The sequence below is a fragment of the Polyangium jinanense genome (genome assembly GCF_028435365.1).
On record NZ_JAGTJJ010000025.1, the window covers coordinates 53,693 to 69,261 of the forward strand.

A 15,569-nucleotide genomic window follows, 5' to 3' on the forward strand; every position below is an offset into this window, starting at 1 on the left:
TTCCAAACGAAGACCCCTGCGCCCTCTTTCACCCAGGTTCACGTCGCGGCCCACGAGCCTCCCCCCCTTGCGCGCGCGCGTCGGAGTCACGCCTACGAACCCCCCTTATCTTCTTCGTCGCGCCTCGGGCAGCATGCGACCCGCCTTACGACCACCCAGGTCGAGACTCGATCCCCGAAAGGACCGCCCGCATGGATCCCCTCCTCGCATCCCCTCGGCGAATATCCCTCCGACAGCGAGGCCGATCGAAAGGCGCGCGCTGCTCGTGGGGCCTGCGCATGGGTCTTTTCTTGGGGCCGCCGCACCGGGGCTCTGCCCCGGGCCCCGCGGGGGCTGTTCGCCCCTCGACCCGAACCAGGGCAAGCCCTGGACCTCAGGGGGAAGAACTGCGCGATGCGCAGTTCTTCCCACAGGCCGGTGGGATAGCGTTGCCGATCGAAATGGCAGCGCGGCTGTCTTGATTGGCAGCGTCGCTCGCCGGTCTTGCCTCGGCCTGTTCGATGAACTGCGCATCGCGCAGTTCATCGACCCCGGGTCCAGCGCTTGCGCTGGTCCAGGTCCAGGGGCGGATAGCCCCTGGTGGGGCCTGGGGCAACGCCCCAGCGAAACGGCTCCCCGATGGATGCGGCGACGCTAGGATGCGCCCCGTGACGTACAGGATCCCTCCCTGGATTCGCGCCCTGCTCGCGGCCGACCGTCTCGCACACCGCATCGCCACCGCGCGCGAAGGCCTGCGCGACGAGCTGCTCCTCGCCTGGATCCCCGAGGCCGATCGCGCCGCCCTCACCGCCGCGCTCTACGCGCGCCAGAAGACCTACCTCCCCGGCGGCCATCGCTTCGAGAGCGGCCTCTTCACCTGGGAAAAACGTGTCCTCGACGCGCCCACCTTCCCCCGCCGCGGCTGCGTGCTCGTCGGCGCGGCCGGCGCCGGGCGCGAAGTCGTCGCCCTGCTCGAGCGCGGCTACGAAGTGACGGCCTTCGACCCCTGCGAGGACTTCGTCGAGAGCGCCCGCACGCTCACCCGAGGCCGCTCCGCCGAGATCCTTCTCGGCTCCTACGACGACCTCATCGCCGCCTCCGAGGGCCGCGGCGGCCCGCTCGCCTCGCTCGGCGATCCGCTCTCCTTCGACGCCGTGATCCTCGGCTGGGGCAGCCTCTCGCACGTCCTGCCTGCCTCCGCGCGGCTCGGTCTTCTTCGCGCCGTCCGCGCGCTCGCGCCACGCGCCGTCGTGCTCACGAGCTTCCAGCTCCGCCACGACAGCGAGGCGAAGACCGAGACCAAGGGACGCCTGCGCGACGCGCTCCGCCGCGCCTTCACCGCGATGGGCGCTCCCGGCCGCAGCGAGCCGGGCGATCAGTTTTACCCGGATGGCGGATTCTTCTCGTACCTCTCACCCGACGAGATCCCGCGCGTGGCCTTCGAGGCTGGCTACGAGGTCGTGCTCTTCGAAGAAGGCCCCTACCCGCACGCGCTGCTCGCCCCGCTTACGGGCGCGGTCTGAATGCGCCGCTGCGCGGGTGCAACGAAGTCCGGTGGCCGTCGTTGTGGCCTCCGCACCCGGGTGGTACGCTGGCCGAAGCGTCATCGGAGGCGCGCGCCTCTGCGGCGGCGGTAGAAGGAGAACGACGCGCATGGCCGACATCGAAGACAGAAGCGCCGAACTCGAAGCCCCTCCGCACGCGGAGGGCGAAGAGGCCGACGACCCCCGCAAGCCCTACGAGCCGCCGCGCCTCACGAAGAAGCGCTCCGTCGCCCGCGCGACGCTCTTCACGCCCATGGGCCCGGCGACGGGCATGGTCGTCATGGGCTGAGCGGCCCCGCTGCGCGTTTCCTGGAGCTCCCATCCGCCATGGCCGTCACGTGGATCGCCCTGCACCTCACGGATCGCTGCCAGCTCGACTGCCAGCACTGCCTGCGTGATCCCGGACAGAAGCCAAAGGATCTCTCGCTCGACACGATCCGCAAGGTCCTTGCCGAGGCCCGGCGGCGCTACCACACGCGCCAGGTCGCGCTCACGGGCGGCGAGCCCACGCTCCATCCCGAGTTCGAAGGCGTCCTCGACGCGATCGTCGAGCATGATTGCACGTGGCACATCGTCACGAACGGCCGGCGCTTCGAGCAGCTCCTCTCGCTCGTGCGTGATGATCCTGCACGGCGCGAGCGCCTCACGGCCGTGAACCTCAGCCTCGACGGCGCCGACGAGGCGACGCACGACGCGATCCGCGGCGCGGGCAGCTTCCGCGACGTCATGAAGGCCGTCACTCTCTGCACCGCGCACGGCATCCCGTTCGTGCTCCAGATGGTGCTGCACGCGCGCAACGTGCATCAGATCGAGGCGTTTGGCCTCATGGCCGCGCAGCTTGGCGCGGCGCGCGCCTCGCTCTCCATGCTCCAGGCGACTGGCACGCACCACGACGAGGCCTTGTACCTGCCGCCCCGCGCCTGGCAGGACGCGCAGCACCGCATCGAGCGCCTCGCCGCCGCGCTCACCATGCCCGTCACGATGCCCGAGGGGTTCTACCGCGAGCAGGCCTTCCACGTCTGCGAGGCCATGAAGAGCGAGGCCCTCCACGTCGACGTCGAGGGCCGGCTGAACCTCTGCTGCCAGCACGCCGGCGTCCCGAGCGCGGGCCCGCCGCGCGACGTCGCCGGCGACCTCGCTACGACGAGCCTGCTCGAAGCCCACGGCCGCCTGCTCGGCATCATCCACGAGGCCCAGGCCGCGAGGCTCGCCGCCATGGCCGAAGGCTCGCTCGACGCGTGGGACCACTTCCCCTGCAACTGGTGCATGAAGCACTTCGACAAACCCCACTGGACGAACGCGGGCACGGGCGGTCCTCCGGCGCAGCGGGAGCGATGGCGCGGCGCGTGGGCGAAAAAGGTCACCTTGCCCGTCGTGCGCTAGGCGGCTCGGGGGAGCGCGAAATGCCTTCGCCCTTGCCGCGGCACCTCCGCCTCTCCGCGACCGCGGTGGCCTTGCGCCTCTCGCTCCCCTTGCGGGTCGCGCAGTCGAGCCTGCCCGCGCTGCTCGACGCGCTCTCGCGGGGCACGATCGAGCCCGCGCCGCTCGACGCCATCGACGAAGCCCTCGCGCGCGCGGACGCGATCACCCATCGCTTGCCCTTCGTGCCCGACACCTGCCTCTACCGCTCGCTCGCGCGCTTCTCGCTGCTCCGCCGCGCCGGGCATGCCGCACGTTTCGTCATGGGCCTCTCGCGGCCCGGGGAGATCGAGGGGCATGCGTGGGTGGAGCTCGATGGCACGCCGTACGGCGAAGAGCTTTCCCCCGACCTCATCGTGACGTACGCCTACCCCTGCCTAAACCCAAAGGAGCCCGCCGCGTGACCGAGCCGCGCCTTCCCAGGCCGAACCCCCAGGTGCTCTTCACCGAGCTCGACGACGGCACGGGCGTCCTGCTCCACCTCGACACGAAGTTCTATTTCACGCTGAACGCGGCCGCCGTGATCGTGTGGAAATCCCTCGCCGAGCCGATCGCCGAGCCGGGCGTGATCGCCGAGCGGATCACCTCGCTCTTCCGCGTCGATCGCGAGACCGCCGCGCGCGACGTCGACAGCGTGCTGCGCGAGATGCTCGAAGACGGCCTCGTGCTGCCGGCCTGACGCGAGATGCGAACCGCGGCGCTGCACGGCGCGACGCTCGCCTGGACAACCGAGGACGGCGCGCCCGATCTCGTCCACGAGCTCGGCCTCGACGAAGGCATCGGCCGAGCGGACGGCCGCGGCCGCATCGAGATCGTGCTCCGCCGCGGAGGCGCTTCGCTCGACGCGGATCCAGCTGCCGAGGGATACCGCCCCTCGTTTTTCCACGGCATCGTGCAGGCCTACCGCGAGCCCGCGGGCGCGCCTCGGGCCTTCCTGCTCTGGGATCGCAAGAGCCGCATCCTCGTCCCCGAGGGAGCCTCACGCATCGAGGCCTTCCTCTCCGGCGAAGAGATCGTCCCCGGCTCGGCCCGCGCCTCGCTGGAGATCGCGCTCTCGCTCGCCCTCCGCGCGGTCGGCCTCTTTCACCTCCACGCCGCGGCCCTCGTCCACCGCACGCACGGCGAGGCCGTCCTCGTCGTTGGCGGCGCGGGCGCGGGCAAGACGACCACCACGATCACGCTCGCGTCCGCCGGCTACGGCTTCCTCGGCGACGACGCGCTCCTCCTCGAAGACGACCCCCGAGGCCCGCGCCTCTGCGCCGTCCCGCGCCCCTTTCACGTCGGCCCGGCCGCGCTCTCGGCCTTCCCACGCCTCGCGCCCCTGGCTGGCCCCACGAAGAGCCACGGCGACAAACGCGACCTCGACCCGAAGCGCGCCTTCCCGGGCCAAGACCGGCCCACCTGCCTTGCGCCGACCCTCGTCCTGCACCCGCAAATCGAGCCGGATCAACCGACCCAGCTCGCGCCCCTCGCGAAGGCCGAGGCCCTCGGCAACCTGATCGCGTCGAGCGGCGGCCTCGTGATCGACGACGTGCCCGGAAAGACCGAACACCTCGCCCTGCTCGCCCGCATCACGAACGGCGCGCGCCACTACGATCTGCGCATGGGCCGTGATCTGCTCGCCGACCCCTCGATCCTCGCGTACGGGATCGACGGCCTCGACTACTGAAGGAAGAACTGCGCGCAGCAGCCCTCGGTAACCGAGCAGGGAAAGGAGCCGAGCGTGGCCTCGCACTTGCCGACCTGCATCCCGTTGATGGAGCAAACGCAGACCTGCGTCGTGCCCGGCTGCGGGAAACACTCCGTGGCCACGGCGCTCCCGTTGCACTGACCCTCGCACGAGCACGACCCGTCCTCGGCCTCCGAGCAAAGCGCGCTGGAGCAGCCGGTGCTCGGGGTCTCGCACGCCTCGAGCGCCTCGACGAACGGGAAGCAGACCGAGCTGAAGCACTCGCCGTTCAGGCCCGAGTTCTTGATGACGCACTCGAGCAAGGCGGTGACCTCGTTCAAGCACGGGCCGGCCTCGTCTTCGAACTCCTTCACACAATCGGCGACACAGTCATCCTCCGCGCACCCCGGGGTCGCGCTCATGCTCGCGCACGCCGCCTGGCAGAGGCTCTGCAAATCGCCGCCCCCCGCCCCGCTCGAGCTCGTCGTGGTGTTCGTCCCGGCACTCCCGTTTCCTGCGCTGCCCGTGCCGCCCGCGCCGCCGCTCCCGTCCGCGTCGATCACCACCTTGCCGCCACACGCCCCGAGCCCCGCGAACACGAGCGCCCCGATCCCCAGGAAGCCAAGCATCGTCCGTTGCATGGCGCGCATCCTAACCCGGACGGACAAGACCCGCGAGGGGACGGATGTCGCGCTCCGCCCGGGGGTTCGTCACGTCCGAGCGTTGCCACCGAGGGCGCGTTTCTGCGCTAGGATGCCTCCCCTCGGTGCTCCTTCCGACGCTCCTCGCCCAGCTCTTCGCCGCGCCCCAAGCCGCGCCTGCCATGACACAGGCCGCGCCTCCCGCCGCCGTTTGTCCCACGGGCACGCGGCTCGTTTCGGGCATCCATTACGAGAACGTGCAGCGGCTCTGCACGACGAGGCAGAAGGGCCATTGTTATTCGTTCCTCCCGGGCATGCTGGCGCTCGAGCCGGTGGCCACGCCCGTGCACGTGTGCATGGACGAGCACGAGTGGCCGAACCGCGAGGGCAAGCGGCCGGACGTGATGATGCGGTTCGTCGAGGCCGAAAAGAAATGCGCCTCGGTGGGCAAGCGCCTCTGCACCGAATTCGAATGGGAGCTCGCCTGCGAGGGCCCCGAGACCACACCCTGGCCCTACGGCCACACCTTCGACCCGAACGCCTGCAATTCGTCGAAGGATTTCATTCCCTACGACGAAGGGAAGCTGAACGCCGACGAACGCCGCGTGCGCGAGGTCGAGACGTGGCGCCTCTACCAGGGCGAGCCGAGCGGCTCCCGCCCGCGCTGCGCGTCGAGCTTCGGCGTGAAGGACCTCGTGGGCAACGTGGAGGAATGGGTTCGGACGTCACGCAAAGAGTGGCAATATCGGTCGTCGCTGAAGGGGGGATTCTGGGCCAAACCCTGGGCCCATTGCCGCGGAACGAACGATTCGCACGGGCCGATGTTTCGTTATTACGAGATCGGCTTCCGCTGCTGCAAGGATCCCGAGGAGCCCGTCACGGCGCCGGAGCCTGCGCCGGCGCCTGCACCGGAAATGACGCCGTCTCCGTAGCATTTTCGGAGAGCCGCCCCTCGATGCCCTTCGCGTGATCGGGCAAGGGCGGCAGATTCGCCTCGTCGTACCCGGGCGCGACCCAGTAGACCTCGGGCGAAGGACGATAGCCGCTGAACCAGCGCCGCTCCTCGACGCGGCCGTCGGCATATGAAATGCGCAGCGTCGAGGTGACGTCGTATCCGCGCACGCCCTTCTGTCGATGAATACGTTTCCCCGGCGGCAGGTGCGATTTCACCGTGATCCGACGGACGAAATCGTACGACTGCCCGACGCCATAGCCGTATTCGACCTTCGCGACCGGCTCACCGCCGAGGACCTCCACGCGCACCTTGTTCGGCTGCGGGAAATACGCGTGGATCATGACGGGGAACGTGTAGGGGTTCTTGAGCTTGAGGTCGACGATGGGAAAACTCACCGTCGCGTCGAGGCCGAGCTTCGTGTAGCTCGACGCGCGCGAGTGCCCCTGCCGATGCAGGACCTCGAGCCCGCCGTAGACGGCCGCGCCGTGCAGCGTCGAGGAGAGCTGGCAGGTGCCGCCGCCGATGCCGTCCGTGAGCTCGTCGCCCTGGATCTCGGGCGCCAAGGTAAAACCGTTCTCCCGCGTGCGCGCTCCGACGCGATCGTTGAAGGAAAAACCCGCGCCCGGTGGCAAGACGACGCCGTCGATCTTGCGCGCGGCGTTGCGGATGTTCACCGCGCGCCCCGCGCCCGAGCCGAAGAGCGAGAACGAGGTCTCGAACGAGGCGACGACCTTCGTCACGTCGACCTGCGCGAGATCGAGCGCGGTCACCTTCGCCGGCACGCGGCGCGTGATGAGGCGGATCACGACGCCGTCCTCGAAGCTCGTCGCGCGCATCTCCGCAAGCGTTGCGTCGATGTCGAGCTCGCGGCCGGGGACGTCCTCGATCTTGCGCTTGTTCTCGAGATCGAGCACCGCGTCGACGGGCGCGACGGAGAACCGCGACGCGATCGACTCCAGAAACCGCCGCGCCTTCGCCTCGTCGATCCAGAAGGCGAGCGGCACGAAGACCTGGCCCCGCCGCGCGAGGCGCGCCTCGCGCATGCGCCTCACGAGCGAGCCCGTATGCCCTACCTCGCCCGCGTGATCGAGCGAGGCCTGCACGTCGATCTCGACGCCGACCGCGCCGAGCGTGGTCTCCACGATCTCGCCGTCGTGATGGAAACGCGCTTCCCAGCCGAGCGCGTCGAGCTGACGGCGCGCGAGCCACGAGGCGGGCGAGCCTTCATCGGGCACGCGTTGCTCGCCGAGGAACAGGCCTTCGACGACCGGAGAACGTGGCCCGTACCGATAGGCGCCGAGCCCGAGCCCCGCGGCGACCGAGGTGCCGATGCCCAGGACGAGGAGGAGAGAGGACTTTCGCACGGAAGATCGCCGCGATCGTAGCGGAGACCTTTCCGTCTTTGGAAGTTTCTCGGTAAGCGATGGAGGAAGATCACGCATGGCGTGACCAAGAACGCCCGCGCCCGGGAGCCACGTTCCCCGGGCAGTTCGGGCCCGCGAGGCGCGTTATTCGCGCTCTTCGCCCCCGAGGGTCTGTGTCTCCGCGCAGATCCCGCGGTACCTCTGCGCATTCACCACGTAATGAACGGCGCCGGCGAGGCCGAGCTTCGCCTCCTCGTCGGTCACCTCGCGGACGACCTTCGCGGGGCTGCCTTTCACCATGGATCGCGGCGGGATCACCATGCGCGGCGGCACGAGCGCGCCGGCCGCGATGACCGAGCCCGCGCCGATCACGGCGTTGTCGAGGATGATGCTGCCCATGCCGATGAGGCAGCCGTCCTCGACCGTGCACCCGTGCAGGATCGCTCCGTGGCCGATCGTGACGTCCGCGCCGATCGTCGTCTTCGATATGCCGTCCGTGAGGTGCAAACAGGCGAGGTCCTGCACGTTCGTGCGAGGGCCGATGCGGATCGGGCCGATGTCGCCGCGCAGGACGGCGCCGAACCACACGCTCGCCTCGTCGCCGAGCTCGACGTCGCCCACGAGCGTTGCGTTCGGCGCGAGGAAGACGCCCCGACCGAGCCGCGGCGAATGGTCTCCGTAAGGAAGAACGAGCGCCACGCGCCTACCCTCCCCCTGCAGCCACGATCGGGAGCGAACGCCGCTCCCCCGCCGCGCGGGGCTTCGGCGCGTCCACGGGCGCCGCGGGCACCACGGGGAGCGGCTTCGCCGCCGCGCGCGCCTCGTCCGAAAGCTCGGCCTGGAGCGAATGCTTGTTCGCCCGCGTGATCACGACCTCGACGATCGTGCCGCGCAGATCGAGCCCCTCCGCGCCGGCGACGTGCACGATCTCGTTACGCTCGGTGCGGCCCGACCAGGCGTTCGTGCCCTCCTTGCCCGCGCCTTCCACGAGTACGCGCTGCCGGCTGCCGACGAGCCCCTGCAGATGCGCGCCGAGCAACTCCTCGCTCACCTCGAACAGCCGCGCGAGCCGCTCGCTCTTCTCGGCCTCGGGCACGTCGTCCGCGAGCTTGCGGGCCGGCGTGTACGGCCGCTGTGAATATTTGAACCCAAACAGTCCGCGGAAGCCCACCTCCCGCACGAGCGAGAGCGTGGCGGCGAAGTCGTCCTCGGTCTCGCCCGGAAAGCCGACGATGATGTCGGTCGAGAGCGATAGATCGGGCAGCCTCGCGACGAGCGAGCCCACCCGCGCGACGTACTCGGCCCGCGTGTAGCGCCGGATCATGCGCTTCAGGATGCGATCGCTCCCCGATTGCACGGGCAGGTGCACGTGGCGGGCGAGGACCGAAAGATCCGCGTGCGCCTCGATGAGCGAGGGCGTGAGGTGCCGCGGGTGCGGGCTCGTGTACCGGAGCCGCACGAGGCCGGGGACCTCGGCCGCGATGCGCCGCAAGAGCGCGGCGAACTCGCTCTCGTCCGGATCGTCGGGCGAGGCGCCGGGCGCGCGCAAAAGCTCGCTGCTCGGATCTCGGTAGCTGTTCACCGTCTGCCCGAGCAGCGTCACCTCGCGGACGCCCGCTTCCACGAGCCCCGCGATCTCCGCGACGAGCTCCGCGCTCGGCCGGTACCGCTCCGGCCCCCGCGTGTACGGGACGATGCAGAAGGAGCAACGCTCGTTGCAGCCCTTCATGATGGTCACGAATGCCGTGGGCGCACTCGCGGCGACGGAGAGTGCCGTCAAAAAGCGCGGGGCTTCGAGGTCGAAGACCGTCCGCACGAGCGGCGGCGCGCCGAGGCCGATGTCGTCGAGCAGGCGCGGGAGTTCCGGGATGTTGTCGGGCCCGAGGACGAGGTCGATGCCGCTACTGCGCGTGAGCAGGCGCTCGCCCTCCTGCTGGGCCACGCACCCGGCCACCACGAGGACCATCTCGGGGTGTGTCTGTTTCCACTTGGCGAGGCGGCCGACCTCGCTGAGCAGCTTCTGTTCGGCCTTCTCCCGGACGCTGCAGGTGTTCAGCACGACCACGTCCGCGGCCCGCGGATCGTCCGATTCCGTATAACCGGCGTGCCGGAGGACCTCGTGCATCCGCTCGGAGTCGTGGACGTTCATCTGGCAACCGAACGTCGTGATGGCGTAGCGAGGCATGGCGCCGCTCATGTAACAAAACGGCGGAGGGGCGGCCAGCGCGCGGACGCGCTTCTTGCTTTCGTGGCTGTTGCAGCGGGCGAGAGGAGCCGCGATGATGGCGGCCGTCGCGGGGAAAAGGCGCTCTTCCGTCGTCCAAGCCGCGCGTGGCCCCTTGCAAGCACGGCGGGCGTGCACGACAAGACGGGTTTCAGGGACCGAGCTAAGGAGAGGACATGTCGTCGGCGAAATTCGAGACACTCGTGGACCTGTTCGAGCGCTCCGTCAAACAGTTCAAGACCAAGGATCTGTTCGGCGTGAAGAAGGACGGCCGGTGGGTGTGGACCACCTACGGCGAGGTCGGCAAGCTCGTCGACGACTTCCGCGCGGGCCTCGCGTCGCTCGGGGTCAAGCGCGGCGACAACGTCGCCATCATCTCGAACAACCGCATCGAGTGGGCCGTCGCGGCCTACGCGTGTTACGGGCTCGGCGCGGCGCTCGTGCCGATGTACGAGGCGCAGCTCCCCAAGGAGTGGGCCTTCATCGTGAACGACTGCTCGGCCGTCGCGCTCATCGCCGCGACCGAGGAGATCTACCAGAAGGCCCAGGAGATCCCGGAGAAGGCGCCCTCGCTCAAGCACATCATCGGCCTCGGGCGCCCGAAGAGCGAGCCCACGTCTTACGAAGCGCTGCTCGAGGCCGGCGCGAAGAGCCCGGTCCCGGCCATCAAGCCCACGCCCGCCGACACGGCGTGTCTCATCTACACCTCGGGCACGACGGGCAACCCCAAGGGCGTGATCCTGTCGCACGGCAACATCGCCTCGAACATCAACGCCGTGCACGAGATCCTGCCGCTCGTCACCGACGACAGGAGCCTCTCGTTCCTTCCCTGGGCGCACTCGTTCGGCCACACCTGCGAGCTCCACGCGCTCCTCTCGCTCGGCGGCGCGATGGCCCTCGCCGAGGGCGTCGACAAGATCATCGGCAACCTCGCGGAGGTGCACCCGACGATGCTCTGCAGCGTCCCGCGCATCTTCAACCGCATCTACGACGGCGTGAACAAGCAGATGGCCGGCAAGCCGAAGCCCATCCAGGCCCTCTTCAAGGCGGGCATCGCCGCGGCCACGAAGAAGCGCAAGGAGGGTGCGGGCTCGCTCTCGATCGGCGAGAAGATCCAGCTCGCGCTCGCCGACAAGCTCGTCTTCTCGAAGATCCGCGCGAAGTTCGGCGGCCGCATGAAGTACGCCTTCAGCGGCGGCGCGGCTCTCTCGCGTGAGGTCGCCGAGTTCATCGACGCGCTCGGCATCACGGTCTACGAGGGCTACGGCCTCACGGAGACGAGCCCGATCGCCACCGCGAACCGCCCCGGCTCGCACCGCATCGGCAGCGTCGGCAAGGCGATCCCGCACGTGAAGATCGTCATCGACAAGGAAGCGTCGGGCGACCCGAAGCACGGCGAGATCGTGATCTACGGGCCCAACATCATGCAGGGCTACCACAACCGCGACGAGGAGAACCAAGCGGTCTTCACCGAGGATCGCGGCTTCCGCACGGGCGACCTCGGCTACCTCGACGACGAGGGCTACCTCTACATCACGGGCCGCATCAAGGAGCAGTACAAGCTCGAGAACGGCAAGTACGTCTCGCCTGCGCCGCTCGAGGAGCAGCTCAAGCTCTCGCCGTACATCCTCAACGCGATGGTCTACGGCGACAACCGCCTCTACAACGTCGCGCTCGTGGCCATCGACGTCGAGGCCGTGAAGACGTGGGCGCAAGGGCATGGCCTTTCGTTCGAGAGCGACGCCGCGATGTGCGACAGCGCGCGCGTGAAGGAGCTCGTCATGGACGAGATCCAGAAGTACTCGGCCGAGTGGAAGGGCTTCGAGAAGATCCAGAAGGTCACGCTCACGAGCGAGGACTTCACCACGCAGAACGGCTTGCTCACGCCCTCGCTCAAGGTGAAGCGCCGCGTGGTGTGGCAGCGCTACGGCCAGCAGATCGAGGCCCTCTATGCCGAGGGCAAGTCCAAGGGGCAGGACGCGGCGACGGCTGCGTGACGCCTCCCTCGGGCGTCACTCGTTGACGCCCTGTATCCCCCCTTCTACCCTCGCTTTCATGCACAACCAGGCTCGCGTGGCGGCACTCGCAGCGGCGGCGTGGCTCGTGGGCGGCTGCGCGAACAGCGCCGCGCGCTCCACGGGCCCTGAGCCCGTCGTGATGGTCGGCGACGGGGTCAAGGCCAAGCCCGCGGACAAACCCATCCAGACCGCCACGGGCGACAAAGCCGCCGTGCTCGAGAAGGATCCCGCGGAACCTGCCGAGTACGGGATCATCGGCGTGCTCCAGGGCGCAGACTCGAACAAAGGCCTCGGCAGCATCTTCGGCTCGGAGGGCGGCGTCGTCGGAGGCGTTGTCGGAGGTCCGGTCGGCGTGTACGGCGGCCTCGGCCTGAGCGGGGTTGGCATCGGCGGCGGCGGGACGGGCGAGGGCATCGGCCTCGGCACGCTCGGCACTGTCGGACACGGCTCCGGCTACGGCCATGGCAGCGGCTTCGGCTACGGCTCGAGCCGCCCCCATGAGCGCGTAAAGGCCCGCATCGAGGCTGCCACGATCACGGGCCCGCTCACCGACGAGGTCGTGCAGCGCATCCTCGTGGATCATCGCGACGACGTGCAGGACTGCTACCTGCTCGAATCCAAGCGCGGCGCCCACGTCCGTGGCCGCATGACGCTCTCCTTCACGATCGACGGCGCGGGCCGCGTGGACGAGGTGTGGGTCCCTGAGTCGAGCTTCTGGTCGCGCGAGCTCACGAGCTGCGTCGCGCAGGTCGTGGGCACCTTCCGCTTCCCTGCCCCGCCCGCGCAGGTAAAGGTCCTCGTCCCCGTCGTCTTCTGATTGCATCGACCGCATCGCGGTCGATGCACCAAAGGTCCAGGGCTTGCCCTGGTCCGGGTCCAGGGGCGGACAGCCCCTGGTCGGGCCCGGGGTGAAACCCCGGCGCTACGCCCTCAAACGTCGTACTCGTCGTCCTGAACGATGGCCTCGGCGCCGAAACGCGCACGCGCTTCGAGTAGCTCCTGGTCGCTGATCCACGTGCGCTCGCACTCGGCGAGCGGCGCGACCTGGTAGACATCCTTGCGGCTTTCGCCGTGCCCGTCTTCGAGCACGCGGACGACCTCGTGGTGGAAACCGCACGACGGGCAGAGAGCTCGCATGGCCTGATTTATAGTTCGAAGGCGTAACGCTCGCTTCGAAAAAGCGAACGCCCCCGCTCCGCGAGGAGCGAGGGCGCTCGATGGGGACCGCTTCGGTCCGCCTGTCAGAACGTGATCAGTGCGCCGCGGGCGCCGCTGCCTTCACGTCCGTCTTGATGCGCATGCCGTAGAAGGAACGCCACACGAAGATCGCCGACGCGACGAAGAAGATGCCCGCGAGCACGATGCTCGTCTGGTGCGGGATCTTGATCGCGAGCTCGACGGCGAGGAGGCCGAAGAGCGTGGTGAACTTGATGATGGGGTTCATGGCGACCGACGAGGTGTCCTTGAAGGGATCACCGACGGTGTCGCCGACGACCGTCGCTGCGTGGAGCGGGGTGCCCTTCTCCTTCAGCTCGACCTCGACGAGCTTCTTCGCGTTGTCCCAGGCGCCGCCGGCGTTCGCCATGAAGAGCGCCTGATACAGACCGAAGAGCGCGATCGAGATCAGGTAGCCGATGAAGAAGAACGGATCGAGGAACGCGAAGGCGAGCGTGCCGAGGAAGACTGCGAGGAAGATGTTGATCATCCCGCGCTGCGCGTACTGCGTGCAGATCTCGACGACCTTCTTGCTGTCCTCGATGCTCGCCTTCTCGGCGCCCTCGAGCTTGATGTTCGCCTTGATGAACTCGACTGCGCGGTAGGCGCCGGTCACGACGGCCTGGCAGGAGGCGCCGCTGAACCAGTAGATCACCGCACCGCCCACGATGAGGCCGAGGAGGAAGGGCGCGTTGATGAGCGAGAGGCGCTGGATGGCCTCCACCACGCCGAACTCCGCCTGCAGCTCGAGGATGATCGAGAAGATCAGGGTCGTCGCGCCGACGACTGCGGTGCCGATGAGCACCGGCTTCGCCGTCGCCTTGAACGTGTTGCCCGCGCCGTCGTTCTCCTCGAGGTAGTGCTTGGCCTTCTCGAAGTCGACGTCGAAGCCGTGTTCCTTCTTGATCTCGTCCTTGATGCCGGGGATCGACTCGATCACGCTGAGCTCGAAGACGCTCTGCGCGTTGTCGGTCACCGGGCCGTAGGAGTCGACCGCGATGGTCACCGGGCCCATGCCGAGGAAGCCGAAGGCCACGAGGCCGAAGGCGAAGACCGGCGCGGCCATCGTCGACGTGAAGACCGTCGCGAGGCCCTGGAGCGCGACCAGGTACGCGGCGCCCATGAGGCCCGCGATGACCATGCCGAGCCAGTAGGCGCTGAAGTTACCGGCCACCATGCCGGAGAGGACGTTCAGCGACGGGCCACCCTCGCGCGACGAGGTCACGACCTCGCGCACGTGGCTGCTCTCGGTCGAGGTGAAGATCTTGACCGCCTCGGGGATGATCGCGCCCGCGAGCGTGCCGCAGCTGATGATGAGCGAGAGCTTCCACCAGAGCGTCCCATCGCCGAGGTTCGGGATGAGCAGGTACGACACGACGAACGTGAGGCCGAGCGACACGAACGACGTGAGCCACACGAGCCACGTGAGCGGCGCCTCGAAGTTCATCTTGTCGACGGTGCCGTAGCGGGCCTTCGCGATCGCCTCGTTGACGAGGTAGCTGACGACGCTCGCCACGACCATCATGATGCGCATCACGAAGATCCAGACGAGGAGCTGGACCTGCGTCTTGACGTCCGCGACCGCGAGCAGGATGAACGAGATGAGCGCGACGCCGGTGACGCCGTACGTCTCGAAGCCGTCGGCGCTCGGGCCGACCGAGTCACCCGCGTTGTCGCCCGTGCAGTCGGCGATGACGCCCGGGTTACGCGCGTCGTCTTCCTTGATGTTGAAGACGATCTTCATGAGATCGGAGCCGATGTCGGCGATCTTCGTGAAGATGCCGCCCGCGATGCGGAGTGCCGAGGCGCCGAGCGACTCGCCGATCGCGAAGCCGATGAAGCACGGCCCCGCGTACTCGCCGGGCACGAAGAGCAGGATGATCAGCATGACGAGCAGCTCGACGCTGATCAGCACGGTGCCGATGCTCATGCCCGCCTTCAGCGGGATCGCGTAGGTCGGGAAGGGCTTGCCGCGGAGCGACGCGAACGCCGTGCGGGAGTTCGCGAACGTGTTGATGCGGATGCCGAACCAGGCGACGCCCGTGCTGCCTGCGATGCCGACGAGGCTGCAGAACAGGATGAGCGCGACACGACCGACGTCGAAGTGCTTGAAATAACCGTAATACACCGCGATCACGAGGCCGATGAGGACCTCGAGCAGCACGATGAACTTGATCTGCGTGATCAGGTACGTCTTGCAGGTCGCGTAGATGAGCTCCGAGATCTCCAGCATCGAGCGATGCACGGCCATCTTCTTGAGCTGCATGTAGATCGTCATCCCGAAGATCAGGCCGAGCGCGCAGACGCCCATGCCCGCGAGGAGCAGGGTGCGTCCGTCCATGTTCCCCATGAAGGAAACAGAGCCCAGATCGGGAAGCTTCAGCGAAGCCTCGTCCGCCTGTGCGGGACGAGCCAGGGCGATAGCGAACAGCGCGCCTACGACGGCCAAGGCGCGCGCGGGCCACGCTCGCGCCCCGCTTGGGCGCGAAGAACCCTCTACGTTCATGACGGTGTGCCTCCTTCAAACGAGGAGTCCGCCGA

At 68.5% G+C, this 15,569-nt stretch carries 15 protein-coding genes; 9 read left to right on the forward strand and 6 right to left on the reverse strand.

Going from position 1 to position 15,569, the window contains the following annotated elements; genetic code table 11:
• Window positions 1–647 precede the first annotated feature (647 nt).
• The 6 genes from KEG57_RS31285 (at window position 648) to KEG57_RS31310 (ending at window position 4,611) form a co-directional block, all read left to right on the forward strand.
• Window positions 648–1,502 carry a class I SAM-dependent methyltransferase gene (locus tag KEG57_RS31285; protein ID WP_272422795.1) on the forward strand — a complete coding sequence of 285 codons (855 nt, stop codon included), beginning with the start codon at window positions 648–650 and terminating at the stop codon, window positions 1,500–1,502.
• Window positions 1,503–1,632: 130 nt separating this feature from the next.
• Complete coding sequence (locus KEG57_RS31290; RefSeq protein WP_272422794.1) at window positions 1,633–1,812, forward strand: hypothetical protein; 180 nt, start codon at window positions 1,633–1,635, stop codon at window positions 1,810–1,812.
• A gap of 38 nt (window positions 1,813–1,850) precedes the next feature.
• The gene (locus KEG57_RS31295; RefSeq protein ID WP_272422793.1) at window positions 1,851–2,906 is read left to right on the forward strand and encodes a radical SAM protein; all 1,056 of its coding nucleotides are present in this window, start codon (window positions 1,851–1,853) and stop codon (window positions 2,904–2,906) included.
• Between the two features lie 20 nt (window positions 2,907–2,926).
• A complete protein-coding gene (locus KEG57_RS31300; protein WP_272422792.1) occupies window positions 2,927–3,346 on the forward strand; it encodes a lasso peptide biosynthesis B2 protein in 420 nt (139 codons plus the stop codon).
• Entirely contained in the window at window positions 3,343–3,621 is a 279-nt protein-coding gene (locus KEG57_RS31305; protein WP_272422791.1) for a PqqD family protein, read from the forward strand. The genes KEG57_RS31300 and KEG57_RS31305 overlap by 4 nt, the downstream gene beginning before the upstream one ends.
• Window positions 3,622–3,627: 6 nt before the next feature.
• The gene (locus tag KEG57_RS31310; RefSeq protein ID WP_272422790.1) at window positions 3,628–4,611 is read left to right on the forward strand and encodes a phosphoenolpyruvate carboxykinase (ATP); all 984 of its coding nucleotides are present in this window, start codon (window positions 3,628–3,630) and stop codon (window positions 4,609–4,611) included.
• Here KEG57_RS31310 and KEG57_RS31315 read toward each other — a convergent pair.
• A complete protein-coding gene (locus KEG57_RS31315) occupies window positions 4,605–5,252 on the reverse strand; it encodes a hypothetical protein (RefSeq protein WP_272422789.1) in 648 nt (215 codons plus the stop codon). The two genes, KEG57_RS31310 and KEG57_RS31315, sit on opposite strands and share 7 nt — an antisense overlap.
• Window positions 5,253–5,377: 125 nt before the next feature.
• Here KEG57_RS31315 and KEG57_RS31320 point away from each other — a divergent pair, with 125 nt between their 5' ends.
• Window positions 5,378–6,184, forward strand: coding sequence for a formylglycine-generating enzyme family protein (locus KEG57_RS31320; RefSeq protein ID WP_272422788.1), 807 nt, complete (start codon window positions 5,378–5,380; stop codon window positions 6,182–6,184).
• Here KEG57_RS31320 and KEG57_RS31325 read toward each other — a convergent pair.
• The 3 genes from KEG57_RS31325 to miaB form a co-directional block, all read right to left on the reverse strand.
• Window positions 6,129–7,571: a VanW family protein gene (locus tag KEG57_RS31325; RefSeq protein WP_272422787.1), complete on the reverse strand. Its 1,443-nt coding sequence runs from the start codon at window positions 7,569–7,571 to the stop codon at window positions 6,129–6,131. The two genes, KEG57_RS31320 and KEG57_RS31325, sit on opposite strands and share 56 nt — an antisense overlap.
• 144 nt (window positions 7,572–7,715) lie before the next feature.
• Window positions 7,716–8,270, reverse strand: coding sequence for a gamma carbonic anhydrase family protein (locus tag KEG57_RS31330; protein ID WP_272422786.1), 555 nt, complete (start codon window positions 8,268–8,270; stop codon window positions 7,716–7,718).
• A gap of 4 nt (window positions 8,271–8,274) precedes the next feature.
• Window positions 8,275–9,933, reverse strand: a complete 1,659-nt coding sequence (miaB, locus tag KEG57_RS31335; protein WP_272422785.1) for a tRNA (N6-isopentenyl adenosine(37)-C2)-methylthiotransferase MiaB — start codon at window positions 9,931–9,933, stop codon at window positions 8,275–8,277.
• 38 nt (window positions 9,934–9,971) lie between these two features.
• Here miaB and KEG57_RS31340 point away from each other — a divergent pair, with 38 nt between their 5' ends.
• Together KEG57_RS31340 and KEG57_RS31345 are read left to right on the forward strand one after the other, a co-directional pair.
• The gene (locus KEG57_RS31340; RefSeq protein ID WP_272422784.1) at window positions 9,972–11,792 is read left to right on the forward strand and encodes an AMP-dependent synthetase/ligase; all 1,821 of its coding nucleotides are present in this window, start codon (window positions 9,972–9,974) and stop codon (window positions 11,790–11,792) included.
• Between the two features lie 58 nt (window positions 11,793–11,850).
• Window positions 11,851–12,630 carry an AgmX/PglI C-terminal domain-containing protein gene (locus KEG57_RS31345; RefSeq protein ID WP_272422783.1) on the forward strand — a complete coding sequence of 260 codons (780 nt, stop codon included), beginning with the start codon at window positions 11,851–11,853 and terminating at the stop codon, window positions 12,628–12,630.
• A gap of 113 nt (window positions 12,631–12,743) precedes the next feature.
• On the opposite strand, the gene KEG57_RS31350 is transcribed toward KEG57_RS31345, so the two are convergent.
• Both KEG57_RS31350 and KEG57_RS31355 read right to left on the reverse strand, forming a co-directional pair.
• Complete coding sequence (locus tag KEG57_RS31350) at window positions 12,744–12,950, reverse strand: hypothetical protein (RefSeq protein ID WP_272422782.1); 207 nt, start codon at window positions 12,948–12,950, stop codon at window positions 12,744–12,746.
• Window positions 12,951–13,065: 115 nt separating this feature from the next.
• A complete protein-coding gene (locus tag KEG57_RS31355; RefSeq protein ID WP_272422781.1) occupies window positions 13,066–15,534 on the reverse strand; it encodes a sodium-translocating pyrophosphatase in 2,469 nt (822 codons plus the stop codon).
• Window positions 15,535–15,569: the final 35 nt, after the last annotated feature.